The organism is Ruminococcoides intestinihominis, assembly GCF_040096285.1.
GTDB classification, from domain to species: domain Bacteria; phylum Bacillota; class Clostridia; order Oscillospirales; family Acutalibacteraceae; genus Ruminococcoides; species Ruminococcoides intestinihominis.
This window is the reverse complement of record NZ_JBBMEY010000006.1, coordinates 1-16,061: the sequence shown is the minus strand read 5'-3', so window position 1 is coordinate 16,061 and position 16,061 is coordinate 1. Positions and strand designations below refer to the sequence as shown.

Genomic DNA, 16,061 nt, shown 5'->3' with positions numbered 1-16,061 from the left:
GTATGCCCGTTTTTGTATGTAAAATATTTTAATTTATATGTTTGGAGGTAACAATTATGTTAGGTAATTGCCTTGATAATGTTAGAAAAAGTGTTCCACTTGTACACAACATTACTAACTATGTAACAGTAAATGATGTTGCAAATGTACTTCTTGCTTGTGGTGGCAGTCCTATTATGTCTGATGAACCTGATGATGTAGCAGATATTACATCAATCTGTGGTGGTCTAAATATTAATATCGGCACACTTAATAAGCGTTCAATTGAAGGTATGTTTATTGCCGGTAAAAAGGCAAATGAACTTAACCACAAGGTTCTTCTTGATCCGGTAGGTGCCGGTGCATCTGCACTTCGTACAAATACTGCAGTTAAGCTAATGAAAGAAATTAAGTTTGATGTTGTTCGTGGTAACATTTCAGAAATCAAAACTTTAGCCTTAGGTAGTGGCACAACTAAGGGTGTTGATGCTGATGTGGCAGATACTGTTACAGAAGATAACCTTGATTCATCAGTAAAGTTTGTAAAGAATTTTGCAAAGAGCATCAACTCAGTAGTAGCAATTACAGGTGCTATTGACCTTGTAAGTGACGGTGAAAAGTGCTATGTAATCCGTAACGGTGAAGCTGATATGAGCAAAATCACAGGTACAGGCTGTCAGCTTTCAGGTATGACAACTGCATTTATTGTAGCTAATCCTGACAATGTACTTGAAGCAGTAGCATCAGCAGTTTGTACAATGGGTCTTGCAGGTGAAATTGCAAAAACAAGAATGGTTGAGGGTGACGGTAACTCAACATACCGTAACAGAATTATTGATGCTATCTATAATATGGATGGTGAAACATTAAATAAGGGAGCAAAGTATGAATTGCGATAAGAAAGATTTACTTCTATATGCAGTAACCGATAGACATTGGTTAAATGGTGAAACTCTTTATAGCCAAGTAGAAAAGGCTCTTAAAGGTGGAGCAACATTTATTCAGCTAAGAGAAAAGAAACTTGATGAAGGTTCTTTCCTAGAAGAAGCAAAGGAAATTCAGAAACTTTGTAAGGAATACAATGTACCATTTGTGATTAATGACAATGTAGAAATTGCAAAGGAAATTAATGCTGATGGTGTCCATGTTGGTCAAAGTGATATGGAAGCACAGAATGTAAGAGAAATTCTGGGTGATGACAAAATCATCGGTGTATCAGCTCAAACAGTAGAACAAGCACTACTTGCTGAAAAGCATGGTGCTGACTACCTAGGTGTTGGTGCAGTTTTCAAAACAGGTTCAAAGGATGACGCTGAAGAAGTTTCTCACGATGAACTTGAAAGAATTTGTAAAGCAGTTTCAATTCCTGTAATTGCAATTGGTGGTATTACTCACGATAATGTAAAAGAACTTGCCGGTAGAGGTATAGTTGGTATTGCAGTTATCAGTGCAATTTTCGCTCAAAAAGATATTGAAAATGCTACAAAAGAATTAAAAGCAGAAACTTTAAAAACAGTAAACAATGATTAAGGGAGCAATATTTGATGTAGATGGCACTATATTGAATTCTATGGGTATATGGAATGATGTAGGTGCAATCTATCTTAGAAAAAAGAACAAGATTCCAAAGGAAGGTTTAGGGAAGATACTTTACTCTATGAGTTTAACTGAGGGAGCAAAGTATATGATAGACAATTACTACCTTGATAATTCTGTAGAAGAAATAATTGAAGGTGTGCTTTCTATAATAAATGACTTTTATCTTCATGAAGTACAAACTAAAAATGGAGTAGTTAATTTACTTAAATTTCTTAGAAAGAATAATATCAAAATGATTGTTGCCACTTCCAGCGACTATAACCAGATTGATAAAGCCTTTAAAAGGCTAAAGATTCGTAATTTCTTCATAGATATTCTAACTTGTGAAACAGTAGGCAAGAGTAAGTCTTATCCTGATATTTATCTAAAATGTGCAGAAATTTTAGGTACAAAACCGGAAGAAACTTTGGTATTTGAAGATGCATTATTTGCCATCAAAACGGCAGAAAAAGCAAACTTCAAAGTAGTAGGAGTATATGACCCTGCTGAAATGAAAAATAAAAATAGTATACAAAGCCTTGTAAAATATTACATACAAGACTTTAGTAAAGTGGCAGATTGGGGGCACCACCTTCTGTCACTATAAATAATTAATGCGAAAAAGGAGATTATTATGAGAACAGCATTAACAATCGCCGGTAGTGACTCCGGTGGAGGCGCCGGTATCCAAGCAGATATTAAAACAATGATTACAAATGGAGTTTTTGCCACTTGTGCAATCACTGCTTTAACTGCACAGAATACTTTAGGCGTAACAGGTATTATGGATGTGGATGATGAATTTTTGGGTAAAGAACTTGACGCAGTCTTTACAGACATTTATCCGGATGCAGTAAAGATAGGTATGGTTTCTTCATCAGCACTTATTAAGAAAATCGCAGAAAAGCTAACTTTCTACAAAGCTAAGAACATTGTTGTTGACCCGGTAATGGTGGCAACAAGTGGTTCAAAGCTAATTAGTGATGATGCTATTGAAACTCTAAAGAACAATTTGTTTTCTTTAGCTACTGTACTTACTCCAAATATCCCTGAGGCAGAGGTTATCTCTGATATGAAAATCACTAATGAGGATGAGATGATTGAGGCTTCTAAAATTATTAGCGAAAAGTACAACTGTGCTGTCCTACTAAAAGGTGGACACAAAGTAAATGATGCAAATGACTTGCTATATAGAAATGGCAGTTACAAGTGGTTCTACGGTAAAAGAATTGATAACCCTAATACTCACGGTACAGGTTGCACACTTTCAAGTGCTATTGCCTCAAACCTAGCTAAGGGTTACGACCTTGACACATCAGTTTCTCGTTCAAAGGAATATATTTCAGGTGCATTAGGTGCAATGCTTGACCTTGGAAAGGGTAGTGGACCTATGAACCATGGATTTGATATTTCAAGTGATTATGTTTTAGAGAAGGAGAATAAAGATGAATAAAAAGGGTACAAGTTTATTTGAAAATGGGTTAATCTGGTTTGGTGCAGGTGTTTCATTGGCAGAAATTCTAACAGGAACATATTTTGCACCACTGGGTTTTCAAAAAGGCATTTGGGCAATCATTATCGGACATATCATTGGATGTTTAATGTTGTTCTTTGCAGGTTTAATCGGTGGTAAAGTAAGAAAAAGCTCAATGGAAACAGTTAAGCAGAGCTTTGGCTCAAAGGGTGGCTTGCTTTTCTCAGTACTAAATGTTCTTCAGCTTGTTGGTTGGACAGCTATTATGATTTATGACGGAGCAATTTCTGCTACAAGTATTTTCAATACAGGCAGATGGGTATGGTGCTTAGTTATCGGTGCATTAATTGTGCTATGGATTTTAATTGGTATCAAGAATTTAGGTAAGGTAAATACAGTTGCTATGTCAGCACTGTTTATCCTAACAATTATTCTTTGCTTTGTTATTTTTAATGATGGTACATTTACTTCAACAATTAGTGACGAAATGACATTTGGTGCAGCAGTTGAACTTTCTGTTGCAATGCCACTATCTTGGTTACCACTAATCTCTGACTATACAAGAGAAGCTGAAAAGCCTGTTAAGGCTACAGCAGTAAGTGCTATTACATACGGTATCATCAGTTGTTGGATGTATGTAATCGGTATGAGTGCAGCTATCTTTACAGGTGAAAGTGATATTGCTCAGATTATGATTAAAGCAGGTCTTGGTATTGCAGGTCTACTAATCATTATCTTCTCAACAGTTACAACTACTTTCCTAGATGCTTATTCTGCCGGTATTTCAGCTGAGTCAATTTTCTCAAAGCTAAAGGGTAAGTATATGGCAGTTGCAGTTACCGTTATAGGTACAATCGGTGCAATTATTTTCCCAATGGACGATATTACAGATTTCCTATATTTAATCGGTTCTGTATTTGCACCTATGATTGCAATTCAAATTGCCGATTTCTTTATCTTAAAAGAAGATAGAAGTAATAAACAAGTTTCTATCGTTAACCTACTTGTATGGGTAGTTGGCTTTGTAGTTTATAGACTACTAATGCAGGTTGATATTATTGTTGGTAATACTTTACCGGATATGCTTATTACACTAATCCTATGTGTAGTGGTAAACTTAATCGTGAAAGCAGTTAAGAAGAAAAATTGATTTAATTAGTGCTTTTTTAACTTAATAAGTTGATAATTTATCCCCTAGATTTCTAGGGGATTTTCTTTTATATGATTATTTCAAAAAGAAATTTTTAGATATAGTGTTGTTTTCACACAAAAATCTATCACATTTTACATAATTAATATTGAAAATTTAATAAAGTAATAATATAATAAAGGTATACAGAAAGGATGGTCAATATGGAAAAGATAAGATTTCTACAATGTTTGTCAAAGCAATATCCCACAATAGATAGTGCAGCAACAGAAATTATTAACTTGCAGTCTATACTTAACTTGCCTAAAGGTACAGAGCATTTTTTGTCTGATATTCATGGTGAATACAGAGCTTTTTCTCATGTACTTCGCAACGGTTCAGGTGCAGTTATGAAGAAGATTGATGATGTATTTGGAGATACTCTATTTGAAGACCAAAAGGAAGATTTAGCATCTTTAATATATTACCCATCCGAAAAGCTAGATTATGTTAAGTCACAAGGAAAAGCTGATGACAGTTGGTATCGTACAACTTTATACAGATTGGTTTCTGTATGTCAGATAGTTTCTTCCAAATATACTCGTTCAAAGGTTAGAAAGGCTATGCCTGATAACTTTAGATATGTTATTGAGGAACTTATTACAGAGAAAAAGGAAGTCCTAAACAAAAAGGCCTACTATGACGAAATCATCAATACAATTATTGAAATTGGTTGTGCTGATGAATTTATCATTGAAATGTCTAACCTAATTCAGCAACTTGTAATTGACCATTTACATATTATCGGTGATATTTATGACAGAGGTTACGGTTCTCATTTTGTAATGGATAGTTTGCTTAACTACCATAGTCTTGATATTCAGTGGGGTAATCACGATGTATTGTGGATGGGTGCATCAGCAGGACAAACTGCTTGTATTGCAAATATTGTTCGTACAAGTATTTTGTATGATAACCTATCTGTACTTGAAAATGGTTACGGTATCAGTATGATGCCTCTTGTACTTTTTGCTATGGAGCAATATGCCGATGACCCTTGTGAGCAGTTTGCCATTAGGTTTAGACACAATCAAGGTATGACTACCCAAACAAAACTTGCAATGAAAATGCAAAAAGCCATTACTGTTATTCAGTTTAAGCTTGAGGGACAGCTAATTGCAAAACACCCTGAATACAAAATGGATAACAGAAGATTACTTGATAAGATTGATATTAAAAAGGGTACTGTTTTGTTAGATGGTAAGGTATATGAAATTCTGGACAAAAATTTCCCTACTATTAATTTTGACAATCCTTATGAGCTGACTAAGGAAGAACAATCTGTTATTGCAAAACTTAGAAATTCATTTATAAATTGTGGTAAACTAAAGAAACATATTAAGTTATTACTTAATAAAGGTGGACTTTATCGAGTTTATAACAACAACATTCTTTTCCATGGTTGTGTGCCAATGAATGAGGACGGTACATTTAGAAAGATAAATCTTTTTGGTGAGGATTTGTGTGGTAAGGCTCTTTATGATGAGATTGAGCGTTGTGCCAGAAAAGCATTTTTCTCAGTAAATGAAGATGAGAGAAGAACCGGTAGGGATATTCTATGGTACTTATGGAATGGTCCTGATTCTCCACTTTATGGTCGTGACAAAATGACCACATTTGAAAGATACTTTATTGAAGATGAATCAACCCATAAAGAAAAGAAGGATGTTTATTATAAACTAATTAATGATGATGAAATGGTTGACAGAATTTTTGCTGAATTTGGAGCAAAAGGTGGAAATGCCCATATTATCAACGGTCATGTTCCTATTCATCATACTGAGGGAGAAAGTCCTGTTAAGTGTAACGGTAAAGTAATTTTAATTGACGGGGGATTTAGTCAGCCTTATCATAAGGTAACAGGTATTGCCGGTTACACATTAATTTATAATTCCTATGGTTTAATGCTAACTGCCCATGAACCTTTTAAGTCTGTAGATGCTACAATTAGAAGTGGCAGAGATATGCAGACAAATCAAGTAGCAAAGGAAGTTAGCCAAAAGAGAATTCTTGTAGGTGATACTGATAACGGTAAAAGGCTAAGAGAAAATATCAAGGACCTAAAGGAACTTATCAAAGCATATAGAGACGGTACAATTCGCCAAAACCAAAAGAACTAGTGAAAGGTAGATTTTATGACTTTACAACAACTTAAATATGTTGTAGCAGTAGCAGATAAAGGCACAATCAGCAAAGCTTCAAAGGAACTTTTTGTTTCTCAACCTAGCCTTACAAATGCTATTAGAGAACTGGAAAAGGAAATGAATATTTCTATTTTTAACAGAACAAATAAGGGTACTGTTGTTTCGCAAGAAGGTGAGAAGTTCCTGCGATATGCTCGTCAAGTGCTGGAACAAGCAAGTTTACTTGAAAGTGCTTTTAAGGGCAATGTAAAGCAGAAAAAAAGCTTTTGTGTGTCAACTCAGCACTATTCCTTTGCCGTCAATGCATTTGTTGATTTAATCAAAAAGTATGGGGAAGATGAGTATGATTTTTCTTTGAGAGAAACAGAAACTTATGAGGTTATTGATGATGTTGCCAAGATGAAAAGTGAACTAGGAATTGTATATCTTAATTCTTTTAATGAAAAAGCATTGGGAAAAATCTTTAAAAGTAATAACCTAAAGTTTACAGAATTATTTACTGCCAATCCTCATATTTTTGTCAGTACAAGTAATCCATTAGCAAATAAAAAGTCAGTAAAAATGAAAGACTTAGCACCATATCCATATTTGTCATACGAACAAGGTGAGCATAATTCTTTCTACTATTCTGAAGAAATTTTCAGCATAGAAGAACGACTAAAGAATATTAGAGTAACTGATAGAGCAACTCTGTTTAACCTATTAATCGGTCTTAACGGCTATACAGTTTGCAGTGGTGTTATTGACAGTTCGTTAAACGGTGAGAATATTGTCAGTATTCCTCTTGATAAAGAGGGGGTTATGCGTGTAGGTATCTTAACTCATAATGATATTATCCAAAGCGAAATGGCTCAGTATTATATTAGTTCACTAAGTAAGTATATTAATGTAGAATAAAGATATGAAATAAAGGTTAGTTATAGTTTAAAACTATATCTAACCTTTATTTTTATGTATTTTACAACAATTATTTTACCTTGTATAATTGAAGCATAAAATGAAATGCGAGGTAATTTAAATGAGTAATTTACATATTCCTTTTAGATATGATGTTGTAGGCAGCTTTCTAAGACCTGCAAAATTAAAAGAAGCAAGAGCAAATTTTGAACAAGGCAAAATTACTGCTGATGAACTAAAAGCAGTAGAAGATAAGGCTATTATCGACCTAGTAGAAAAGCAGAAGAAAGCCGGACTAAAGGTTATCACAGACGGTGAATTCCGTAGAGCAACTTGGCATTTGGACTTTATGTGGGGATTTAATGGTGTTGAACACAAGAAAACTGAAAAGGGTGTTCAGTTCCATGGTGAACCGGCACTAATTGACGATACATGGTTAAGTGATAAAATCACAGTAGACAACCACCCATTTGTAGAACACTACAAATTTGTTAAGGCTTTAGAAGATGAAAATACTGTTGCAAAACAGACAATTCCGGCACCGGCACAGTTCTTCCAGCAGATGATTATTCCGGCAAATCTTGAAACAACAAGAAAGTTCTATCAAACAGATGAAGAACTAATTGAAGATATTGCAAAGGGCTATAGAAAGGTTATTAAAGACCTATATGATGCCGGTTGTAGAAATGTTCAGTTTGATGACTGTACATGGGGTGTATTAGTAGCAGAGGGCAGTGTTGCTCGTTACGGTGAAGGTGCTGACTTTAAGGAAATCAGCGAAAAGCTACTAAAAGTAAACAACCTAGCTATTGAAGGTAAACCTGAAGATATGGTTATTGCTACTCATGTTTGTAGAGGTAACTACCACTCAGCTTACTTTAGCAGTGGTGCTTATGATCCTGTAGCAGAACCACTATTCGGCAGAGAAAATGTGTCTGCTTATTATCTTGAATTTGATGATGAACGCTCAGGTTCATTTGAACCATTAAAGTATGTTTCAGGTGACAAGAAAGTTGTTCTTGGTCTTATCACTTCTAAGTCACCTAAGTTGGAAGACAAGAAGGTAGTAATTGACAGAATTAAGGAAGCATCAAAGTATGTTCCACTTGACAGATTATACCTAAGTCCTCAGTGTGGTTTTGCATCATGTGAAATCGGTAACAAACTTACTGAAGAAGAACAGTGGGCAAAGATTGCTCTTGTTAAGGAAATAGCAGAAGAAGTTTGGGGCTAATCTAAATATAAAACAAAGGTTCAGCAGAATGTGCTGAACCTTTTTGTATATATAAAGAATAATTATACATAAATTACGGTTTTGTCTGTTAAAAAAAGTAAAAAGAATGTTAATACTTTCACAAGATTGTTAAAATTTCGTCAATATGCACAAGGTATTGTTAAAATATTATCAAAAACTGTATTCTTTTAAAGAATAATATTTGTTGACTTTGCATAATTATAATATATATCTTTTGTACAAACCTAAACAAACTTCAAATTTTCGTTGTGTTATTATACAAAAATATTTTTTAATCTTCTGTTATTATTACACTATACGCACAAAAAATAAAGTTGTATAATATAACCAAAGCAAAAGAGCTTTAGGTGTTAAAATCAAATTTGAAAGGATGAATTTTATGAAATTTGAGAAAGTTTTAGCTGAAAGAAAAGACAAAGTCATTTACAAAGACGGCGACAAGTGTATCAAAGTTTTTGATGAAAATTATAAAAAATCAGATATTCTGAATGAAGCTCTTAATCAGGCTCGTGTAGAAGAAACCGGTCTTAACATACCAAAGATTCACGAAGTTACAAAGATTGACGGTAAGTGGGCAATCGTAACTGACTTTATTGAGGGCAAGACACTTGCTCAGTTAATGGAAGAAAACCCTGACAAGGAAGATGAATATCTAAATCAGTTTGTTGATATTCAACTTGAAATTCTTGGCAAGAAAGCTCCTCTACTAACTAAGCTATGGGACAAAATGTCCAGAAAGATTGACGAAACAACTCTTGATGCAACAACAAGATTTGAACTTCAAGCTAGAGTTTCCGGTATGAAGCGTCATCACAAGGTTTGCCATGGTGACTTTAACCCAAGTAACATTATTATCACACCTGATGGTGTTCCATATGTACTTGACTGGTCACACGCAACTCAGGGTAATGCATCTGCTGATGCAGCAAGAACTTACCTAATCTTTACTTTAGCCGGTAATGAAGAACTAGCTAAGAAGTATCTAAAGCTATTTAGCAAGAAAGCTGATATTCCAATTCAGCTAGTACAAGAATGGATGCCTGTTGTTGCAGCATCTCAGTCAGTTAAGGGCAACCCTGAAGAGAGAGAACTACTTCTATCTTGGGCAGATGTTGCTTCTTACGAATAATTAATAATAGTTAATAATCTATTTCCTTTTTTATAAAATCTGACCTAAGTAAAGGGACTACCAATGGTAGTCCCTTTATGTTGCAATTATATGTATTTTCTAAATTAGAATTATAAATCAATATCAAGTTCAACAGGACAATGGTCACTCCCCATAATGTCTGTGTGAATTTTACTATCAATTATTTTGTCTTTGATAGAGTCTGATGTGATAAAGTAGTCAATACGCCATCCGGCATTGTTCTTTCTGGCATTGAAGCGATAACTCCACCAACTGTAAATTCCTTCTTTATCAGGATATAAATAACGGAAAGAATCACTAAAACCTGAATTAAGCAGTTTGGTCATTTTTTCTCTTTCTTCATCAGAGAAACCTGCATTCTTTCTGTTTGTTTTAGGGTTCTTTAGGTCAATTTCGTTGTGTGCAACATTAAGGTCACCACAGAGAATAACAGGCTTTTTCTTGTTAAGTCTCAGTAAATATTCCCTAAAATCATCCTCCCACTTCATTCGGTAATCAAGTCTTTTTAACTCATTTTGTGAGTTAGGAGTGTAACAAGTAACAAAGAAAAAGTCCTCAAATTCAAGGGTAATTACTCTGCCCTCAGTGTTATGCTCATCAATTCCTATGCCATTAGTAACTGCTAATGGTTCTTTTTTTGTGAAAATTGCAGTGCCTGAGTAACCCTTTTTCTCAGCATAATTCCAGTATTGATAGTATCCCTCAAGTGGTAAATCAATCTGTCCTTCTTGTAATTTTGTTTCTTGTAAGCAGAAAATATCTGCATCAAGCTTATTAAAAATATCAACAAAGCCTTTAGTAACACAGGCTCTTAATCCATTAACATTCCATGAAACCATTTTCATAACAATCATTCCTTTCTATATAGAAAAAACTTTGGCAAATAAAAACCAAAGTTTTTTATTTTATTAAGTTATTAGTACCTTTCTTTTTGCTTTTTGGTTTGTCAAAGAGAGGATTAACCTTTTTAATTCTAACCTGTAAAGACCTATCAATACTTGTTGATACACTAGGAAGTTGCACCTTGTTTTTGTCACTTCTAACAACAAGATTTTTGTCAATGCTAGGGAAAATCTTGATGATATGTGATTTTTTAATTTTCTTAGTTCCTTTCTTTTCTTCCTTAGGTGCTAATTTCTTTGTGTTGTCATTAGGCTTAGATTCTTCAGCTTGGTTAATATTTTTAGAAATTTCTTTAGAAAGAATAGGTAGCTTAATTTTTACACCACAAGTGTATTTTTCTAAATTAGAAAAATACCACTTAGGCTGCAATGTACTGTCAATACTTCTCTTAATATTGCCAATCTGTAAAATAGGTTCAACACTTCTTTTAATTTCTCTAAAAGAAAAAATATTGTGCTTTTTATGAAAAGCATTTTCTTTGTGAGAATTAATATCACTTTTAATTTGTGAAATATCCTTGATTTTAATATTGTGCTGAATAGCAATTTTTTCCGGAATACGAACATAAACTTCCGGTGGTACATCATATTCAGTAATAACCGGCTTAGGAGTTGCAACAGTTAGGTAGTATTTTTCATAGTCCTTTATAGCACTTGTATTATTTTTTAAAGGAATTTCAGCCACTTTATCAACAGTAAAACCGGCATTGTCCAGTAAAAATTCTTCACTGCAACTTTTTTTGTTACCACATTTGCTCAGGGTAATAACTTTTCCATCAGTAGCAACAAGCCTTTTAATTTCAGAAAGAATGTGAGTTCTCTTTTTGCCACTTTCCATTGTGTATAGTGGACCCAGTAGCAGAATTACATCAGCTTTATTCTTTGTAGGAATTTTCCTACTGTCGTTTATAAAGTTGTTGTAAGCCACAAATGGATTTTCATGGTCAATATGTTCCAAATCTTTAGGGGATAGAGGAACAATTTTTCCTAAGTTATTCTCCCTAATCCATTTAGAAAAGTAGTCATAACCACACCTTAAGTCCATAACCCTTGTATCTTTTGATAGATATTGGGATATTATATTTTGAATGTGACAATACTCGTTTTTGTCCATAAGTAAATATCCCCTTTCATCAAAATATACAATATCATTATAACAAAAGTATGGTGTATTAGCAAGACAAATAAACATATATACTTGCTTATTTGTAAAATTGTTGTTAATTATTACTTATTAATCTCATTGACTGTAGATTATAGTTTTAAATTTAGACTATTGAATATAATTTGTTGTTGAAAAAGAAAGTGATATATGATAACATAATCAGGATAAATCTTGTGTGGTAAATTTATAAGAAAGCAAGGTAAATGCAATGACAAAGTCAATATTGATGATTGGTCAATCCAATATGGCAGGTAGAGGATTTGTCAATGAAGTTCCTATGATTTGTAACGAAAGAATACAAATGCTAAGAAACGGTAGATGGCAAACTATGACAGAACCTATTAATTATGACCGTCCTGTTTCCGGAATTAGCCTGGTAGGTTCATTTTCTGCAATGTGGTGTATGAAAAATGAAAATGATAACTTAGGACTTATTCCTTGTGCTGAAGGTGGCAGTGTAATTGATGATTGGTCTGTTGATAAGGTGTTATTTCAACACGCTATAAGCGAGGCTAAATTTGCACTAAGAGACAGTGAACTTATAGGTATATTGTGGCATCATGGTGAAAGTGACAGTTATGGTGGCAGTTACAAAACTTATTATGAAAAGTTGAAAGTAATTATTGACACATTAAGGGAAGAACTTAATGCTGAGAATATTCCATTAATTATTGGTGGATTAGGGGACTATCTTGGTAAATCCGGTTTTGGTACAATGTGTACTGAATATAATTTGATTAATAATGAATTAAAGAAGTTTGCTGAAAATGAAAATAACTGTTACTTTGTTACTGCTAAAGGTCTTGATTGTAACCCTGACGGTATTCACATTAATGCAGTATCTCAGAGAAAATTCGGTATAAGATACTATGAGGCTTTTGCTAAAAAAGAAAGTGTATTTTCTCCATTAGAAAATGAAGAAGAATTGCTCGATAAATGTATCAACAATAAGGAACTTACCAAAAATGAAAAGTCATACTTGAATATGATGGATTTTGCACTTGGCAAAATTGACTATGAAGAATTTATGAAAAGATTTAGTATGTAGAATTTATTAACCTAAACAAAAAACTACTCTCATGATTTGAGAGTAGTTTTTCTTTTAAGGAATTATAATTTCAGATTATATTAAAATAGCACTTACATTTTTCAGTAAGTGCTATAAATTTACTTTCGGTTTCTCTTTGAAAAAATACAACCACAATAATTTTGCCTGTAAAGTTCAAACTCCTTTGAAAGTTCAATACTTCTCTTGTAGCCTTCCTTTTTCTTAAAGTCAGTACATAAGTACTGTGATTTACATTTTATATTTTTGCCTATTTCGTTTATTAAGTGTGCATTCTTTAGTGGACTTAAGGTTAATGTAGTAGCAAAATAATCTGCACCTATTTGCTCAGCAATTTTACCTGTGTAATTAAGTCTTAATGCAAAACAGATTGCACATCTTTTGCCTCTTTCAGGTTCATTTTCAAAACCGTTTACTGCATCATAAAAGTCCTGAGGGTTGTAGTCACCATCAATAAACTTTACTTCATATTTAGTTTTCATTTTAGAGATTAACTTCTTTTGTTCATCTCTTCTTTTTAAGTATTCTGACTTTTCACCAATATTAGGGTTAAAGTACAGTACAGTAATCCTAAAGTAGTTTGATAGGTATTCTATACAATAGCTACTGCAGGGTGCACAACAAGAATGCAAAAGTAGGGTAGGCACTTCACCCTTACTTTGATGATAGGCAATAAGCCTATCCAACTTTTTTTGATAATTTATTTTCATAGTGAAAATTTCTCCAAAAATTCATCTGCATTGTCAATAACAACATCAGCACCGGCTTCTTCAAGCTCTTTTCTGCCTCTAAATCCCCAGCTAACACCACAACACTTTACACCGGCATTCTGTGCAGTATAGCAGTCAACATTACTGTCACCAACATAAATACATTCTTCTTTTTTTATGTTAAGTTCTTTTAGCATTGCATATAGTGCATCAGGACTAGGCTTAATATCAAATTCAGGCTTTTTGCCCCAAGCAAAAGCAAATTTGTGATTAGGGAAAATCTTTGCCAAAATCTTTGCAACAAATTCATCAGGCTTATTGGAAAGTACAGCAGTCTTAATACCCTTTTCTTCAAGGTCATTAAGTAACTTTTCTGTACCTTCATATGGTGTTGTTTTGTCTATTGAATGAGCATTGTAGTAATAGTCAAAGCCACCCTTTACAATGTCAAAAATCTTTTCATCAGTTTCAGGTGACATTGCTCTCTTTACTAGGTTTACAATACCACTACCTACCAACTGTTTGTAATCTTCAACAGGATATGTCTTTAGTCCTGCCTTTTCAAGTCCGTAGTTAGTAGCATTTGCAAGGTCCTCAAGTGTATTTGCTAAAGTTCCGTCTAAATCAAAAACAACTAGTTTATACATAATATCCACCTTCTATATATTATTCTACTTACATTATACACCACATTATTTATATGTCAAAAGAGTTTTACAAAGAAAAATAAGAAATTTGTAACTAATATACTTCTAAAAATCTTGACATAATTCTAGTTAAATAGTAGTATTAAAGGGTAAGTCTTTAACTATAATATGGAGGCACAAGATGGATAACAAAGCTAAAAAGATTGAAATGAAAGATTTGGTAGATTACTGTAATAATTACGGCTTTATTTTTCAGGGCAGTGAAATTTATGGTGGTCTTGCAAACACATGGGACTACGGCCCACTAGGTTCAAGACTAAAGAATACTATCAAAGATGCTTGGAGATATTTCTTCATTCAGAAGAGAGATAACGCATATGAAGTTGATGCTGACATTCTTATGAACCCTAGAGTATGGGAAGCAAGTGGTCATGTTCAGAGTTTCTCTGACCCACTGGTTGACTGTAAAGAATGTAAGACTCGTCACAGAGCAGATAACCTAATTGATGATTTTGACGAAAATGCTCATGCTGATGGTATGACTCAGGAAGAAATGATGAACTACATTAAGGAACACAATGTTCCTTGCCCAAATTGTGGTAAGTCTAACTTTACTGATATTCGTCAGTTTAACCTAATGTTCGCTACTCAGAGAGGTGTTACAAATGACTCTGCTAACACTGTTTATCTAAGACCTGAAAATGCACAGGGTGAATATGTAAACTTCCTAAATGTACTAAGAACAACAAGAACAAAGCTACCTTTCTCAATCGGTCAGATTGGTAAGGCTTTCAGAAACGAAATTACACCTGGTAACTTCACATTCAGAACAATTGAATTTGAACAGATGGAATTCCAGACATTCTGTAAGCATGGTGATGATGAAGATATTTATGAATACTTCAAGAACTATGGTATTGAATTTTTCAATATGCTAGGTCTTCCAAGTGAAAAGCTTCGTCACCACGACCATGAAAAGTTAGCTCATTATGCAAAGGCAGCTTGTGATATTGAATATCTATTCCCATTTGGTTGGGGTGAAATCAATGGTACTCACAACAGAACTGACTTTGACCTTTCAAGACATGCTGAATTCAGTGGTAAGAAGCAGGAATACTGTAACCAGACAACAGGTGAAAAGTTCACACCATACATTATTGAATCAACATATGGTCTTGACAGAATTACTCTTGCAGTTCTATTTGAAGCATATAGAATTGAAGAACTTGAAAATGGTGACACAAGAGAACTACTAAAGATTTCTCCTGCACTTGCTCCAATTAAACTAAACATCTGTCCTATTAAGAAGAAGTTCCATAGTGAAAAGGCTAAGGAAATTCTTGCAATGTGCAAAAAGCACTTTATGACAAGCTATGATGAATCAGGTTCAATCGGTAAGAGATACAGAAGAGCTGATGCTATCGGTACACCATGGCAGATTAGTGTTGACGAAAAGACAGTTGAAGAAAACATTGTTACTCTTCGTGACAGAGATACTATGGAACAAATTGAACTAAAGGTTGAAGAACTTGTACCATATATCGAAGAAAGAATTCAGTTTGAAAAGTAATTTTTAATAACTATTTTTGTTTCGATTTGTTGAGTGTTAAATTTATTCAGTAAATGTACTTAGTAATGAATTTATTTAGTGATGCATTTACCAAGTGGTATATTACTGAGTGACATATTTAATTTGTTCATCAATCAATAAACATAAATTTAAGGGAATGGTTAGTACCATTCCCTTTTTCGCTTTTATATTTGTTTTCAATATAAATTAGTTTTATAAATTAGGGTTTGTAGTGATAAATGTAAAGTGTTAAATTTCAGCAAATAAGGCTCCCTTGTGTAAAGGGAGCTGTCGCTTGTAAATTGGAAGAATGACAATTTACTCTTAAAGAGCGA

The 16,061-nt window shown here is 33.7% G+C and carries 15 protein-coding genes; 11 read left to right on the top strand and 4 right to left on the bottom strand.

Features of this window, described 5'->3' with window-relative positions:
- Window positions 1-56 precede the first annotated feature (56 nt).
- The 9 genes from thiM (at window position 57) to WMO18_RS02700 (ending at window position 9,645) form a co-directional block, all read left to right on the top strand.
- Complete coding sequence (thiM, locus tag WMO18_RS02740) at window positions 57-878, top strand: hydroxyethylthiazole kinase (protein ID WP_294672276.1); 822 nt, start codon at window positions 57-59, stop codon at window positions 876-878.
- On the top strand, window positions 865-1,509 hold the full coding sequence (gene thiE / locus WMO18_RS02735; RefSeq protein WP_211147768.1) for a thiamine phosphate synthase: 645 nt from the start codon (window positions 865-867) through the stop codon (window positions 1,507-1,509). Before thiM ends, thiE begins: the two co-directional genes overlap by 14 nt.
- The gene (locus WMO18_RS02730; protein WP_022505384.1) at window positions 1,502-2,164 is read left to right on the top strand and encodes an HAD family hydrolase; all 663 of its coding nucleotides are present in this window, start codon (window positions 1,502-1,504) and stop codon (window positions 2,162-2,164) included. The genes thiE and WMO18_RS02730 overlap by 8 nt, the downstream gene beginning before the upstream one ends.
- Before the next feature lie 27 nt (window positions 2,165-2,191).
- Window positions 2,192-3,010, top strand: a complete 819-nt coding sequence (gene thiD / locus WMO18_RS02725; protein WP_211147769.1) for a bifunctional hydroxymethylpyrimidine kinase/phosphomethylpyrimidine kinase — start codon at window positions 2,192-2,194, stop codon at window positions 3,008-3,010.
- Entirely contained in the window at window positions 3,003-4,181 is a 1,179-nt protein-coding gene (gene cytX, locus WMO18_RS02720) for a putative hydroxymethylpyrimidine transporter CytX (protein ID WP_022505386.1), read from the top strand. Before thiD ends, cytX begins: the two co-directional genes overlap by 8 nt.
- Window positions 4,182-4,375: 194 nt before the next feature.
- Window positions 4,376-6,340, top strand: coding sequence for a fructose-1,6-bisphosphatase (locus WMO18_RS02715; protein WP_211147770.1), 1,965 nt, complete (start codon window positions 4,376-4,378; stop codon window positions 6,338-6,340).
- Window positions 6,341-6,355: 15 nt separating this feature from the next.
- Complete coding sequence (locus tag WMO18_RS02710) at window positions 6,356-7,261, top strand: LysR family transcriptional regulator (protein ID WP_211147771.1); 906 nt, start codon at window positions 6,356-6,358, stop codon at window positions 7,259-7,261.
- Between the two features lie 121 nt (window positions 7,262-7,382).
- A complete protein-coding gene (locus WMO18_RS02705; protein ID WP_211147772.1) occupies window positions 7,383-8,495 on the top strand; it encodes a 5-methyltetrahydropteroyltriglutamate--homocysteine S-methyltransferase in 1,113 nt (370 codons plus the stop codon).
- A gap of 400 nt (window positions 8,496-8,895) precedes the next feature.
- Window positions 8,896-9,645 carry a phosphotransferase gene (locus WMO18_RS02700; protein WP_211147773.1) on the top strand — a complete coding sequence of 250 codons (750 nt, stop codon included), beginning with the start codon at window positions 8,896-8,898 and terminating at the stop codon, window positions 9,643-9,645.
- Window positions 9,646-9,755: 110 nt separating this feature from the next.
- On the opposite strand, the gene WMO18_RS02695 is transcribed toward WMO18_RS02700, so the two are convergent.
- Both WMO18_RS02695 and WMO18_RS02690 read right to left on the bottom strand, forming a co-directional pair.
- Complete coding sequence (locus tag WMO18_RS02695; RefSeq protein ID WP_211147774.1) at window positions 9,756-10,511, bottom strand: exodeoxyribonuclease III; 756 nt, start codon at window positions 10,509-10,511, stop codon at window positions 9,756-9,758.
- A 55-nt stretch (window positions 10,512-10,566) separates the two neighbouring features.
- The gene (locus WMO18_RS02690) at window positions 10,567-11,682 is read right to left on the bottom strand and encodes a hypothetical protein (protein WP_211147775.1); all 1,116 of its coding nucleotides are present in this window, start codon (window positions 11,680-11,682) and stop codon (window positions 10,567-10,569) included.
- A gap of 259 nt (window positions 11,683-11,941) precedes the next feature.
- On the opposite strand from WMO18_RS02690, the gene WMO18_RS02685 reads away from it, so the two are divergent.
- Window positions 11,942-12,781 carry a sialate O-acetylesterase gene (locus WMO18_RS02685; RefSeq protein WP_211147776.1) on the top strand — a complete coding sequence of 280 codons (840 nt, stop codon included), beginning with the start codon at window positions 11,942-11,944 and terminating at the stop codon, window positions 12,779-12,781.
- Between the two features lie 119 nt (window positions 12,782-12,900).
- On the opposite strand, the gene WMO18_RS02680 is transcribed toward WMO18_RS02685, so the two are convergent.
- Together WMO18_RS02680 and WMO18_RS02675 are read right to left on the bottom strand one after the other, a co-directional pair.
- Complete coding sequence (locus tag WMO18_RS02680) at window positions 12,901-13,509, bottom strand: epoxyqueuosine reductase QueH (protein WP_211147777.1); 609 nt, start codon at window positions 13,507-13,509, stop codon at window positions 12,901-12,903.
- The gene (locus WMO18_RS02675) at window positions 13,506-14,156 is read right to left on the bottom strand and encodes an HAD family hydrolase (RefSeq protein WP_022505394.1); all 651 of its coding nucleotides are present in this window, start codon (window positions 14,154-14,156) and stop codon (window positions 13,506-13,508) included. The genes WMO18_RS02680 and WMO18_RS02675 overlap by 4 nt, the downstream gene beginning before the upstream one ends.
- Window positions 14,157-14,337: 181 nt before the next feature.
- Here WMO18_RS02675 and WMO18_RS02670 point away from each other — a divergent pair, with 181 nt between their 5' ends.
- Window positions 14,338-15,726: a glycine--tRNA ligase gene (locus WMO18_RS02670; protein ID WP_211147778.1), complete on the top strand. Its 1,389-nt coding sequence runs from the start codon at window positions 14,338-14,340 to the stop codon at window positions 15,724-15,726.
- Window positions 15,727-16,061 lie beyond the last annotated feature (335 nt).

What these genes read in the sequence shown, in the direction of transcription:
- cytX (WP_022505386.1), top strand. Translation starts at nt 3,003, where the DNA reads ATGAATAAAAAGGGTACAAGTTTATTTGAAAATGGGTTAATCTGGTTT.
- WMO18_RS02710 (WP_211147771.1), top strand. Translation starts at nt 6,356, where the DNA reads ATGACTTTACAACAACTTAAATATGTTGTAGCAGTAGCAGATAAAGGC.
- WMO18_RS02685 (WP_211147776.1), top strand. Translation starts at nt 11,942, where the DNA reads ATGACAAAGTCAATATTGATGATTGGTCAATCCAATATGGCAGGTAGA.
- WMO18_RS02695 (WP_211147774.1), bottom strand. Translation starts at nt 10,511, where the DNA reads ATGAAAATGGTTTCATGGAATGTTAATGGATTAAGAGCCTGTGTTACT.
- thiE (WP_211147768.1), top strand. Translation starts at nt 865, where the DNA reads ATGAATTGCGATAAGAAAGATTTACTTCTATATGCAGTAACCGATAGA.
- WMO18_RS02730 (WP_022505384.1), top strand. Translation starts at nt 1,502, where the DNA reads ATGATTAAGGGAGCAATATTTGATGTAGATGGCACTATATTGAATTCT.
- WMO18_RS02700 (WP_211147773.1), top strand. Translation starts at nt 8,896, where the DNA reads ATGAAATTTGAGAAAGTTTTAGCTGAAAGAAAAGACAAAGTCATTTAC.
- WMO18_RS02675 (WP_022505394.1), bottom strand. Translation starts at nt 14,156, where the DNA reads ATGTATAAACTAGTTGTTTTTGATTTAGACGGAACTTTAGCAAATACA.
- WMO18_RS02705 (WP_211147772.1), top strand. Translation starts at nt 7,383, where the DNA reads ATGAGTAATTTACATATTCCTTTTAGATATGATGTTGTAGGCAGCTTT.
- thiM (WP_294672276.1), top strand. Translation starts at nt 57, where the DNA reads ATGTTAGGTAATTGCCTTGATAATGTTAGAAAAAGTGTTCCACTTGTA.
- WMO18_RS02680 (WP_211147777.1), bottom strand. Translation starts at nt 13,509, where the DNA reads ATGAAAATAAATTATCAAAAAAAGTTGGATAGGCTTATTGCCTATCAT.
- thiD (WP_211147769.1), top strand. Translation starts at nt 2,192, where the DNA reads ATGAGAACAGCATTAACAATCGCCGGTAGTGACTCCGGTGGAGGCGCC.
- WMO18_RS02690 (WP_211147775.1), bottom strand. Translation starts at nt 11,682, where the DNA reads ATGGACAAAAACGAGTATTGTCACATTCAAAATATAATATCCCAATAT.
- WMO18_RS02715 (WP_211147770.1), top strand. Translation starts at nt 4,376, where the DNA reads ATGGTCAATATGGAAAAGATAAGATTTCTACAATGTTTGTCAAAGCAA.
- WMO18_RS02670 (WP_211147778.1), top strand. Translation starts at nt 14,338, where the DNA reads ATGGATAACAAAGCTAAAAAGATTGAAATGAAAGATTTGGTAGATTAC.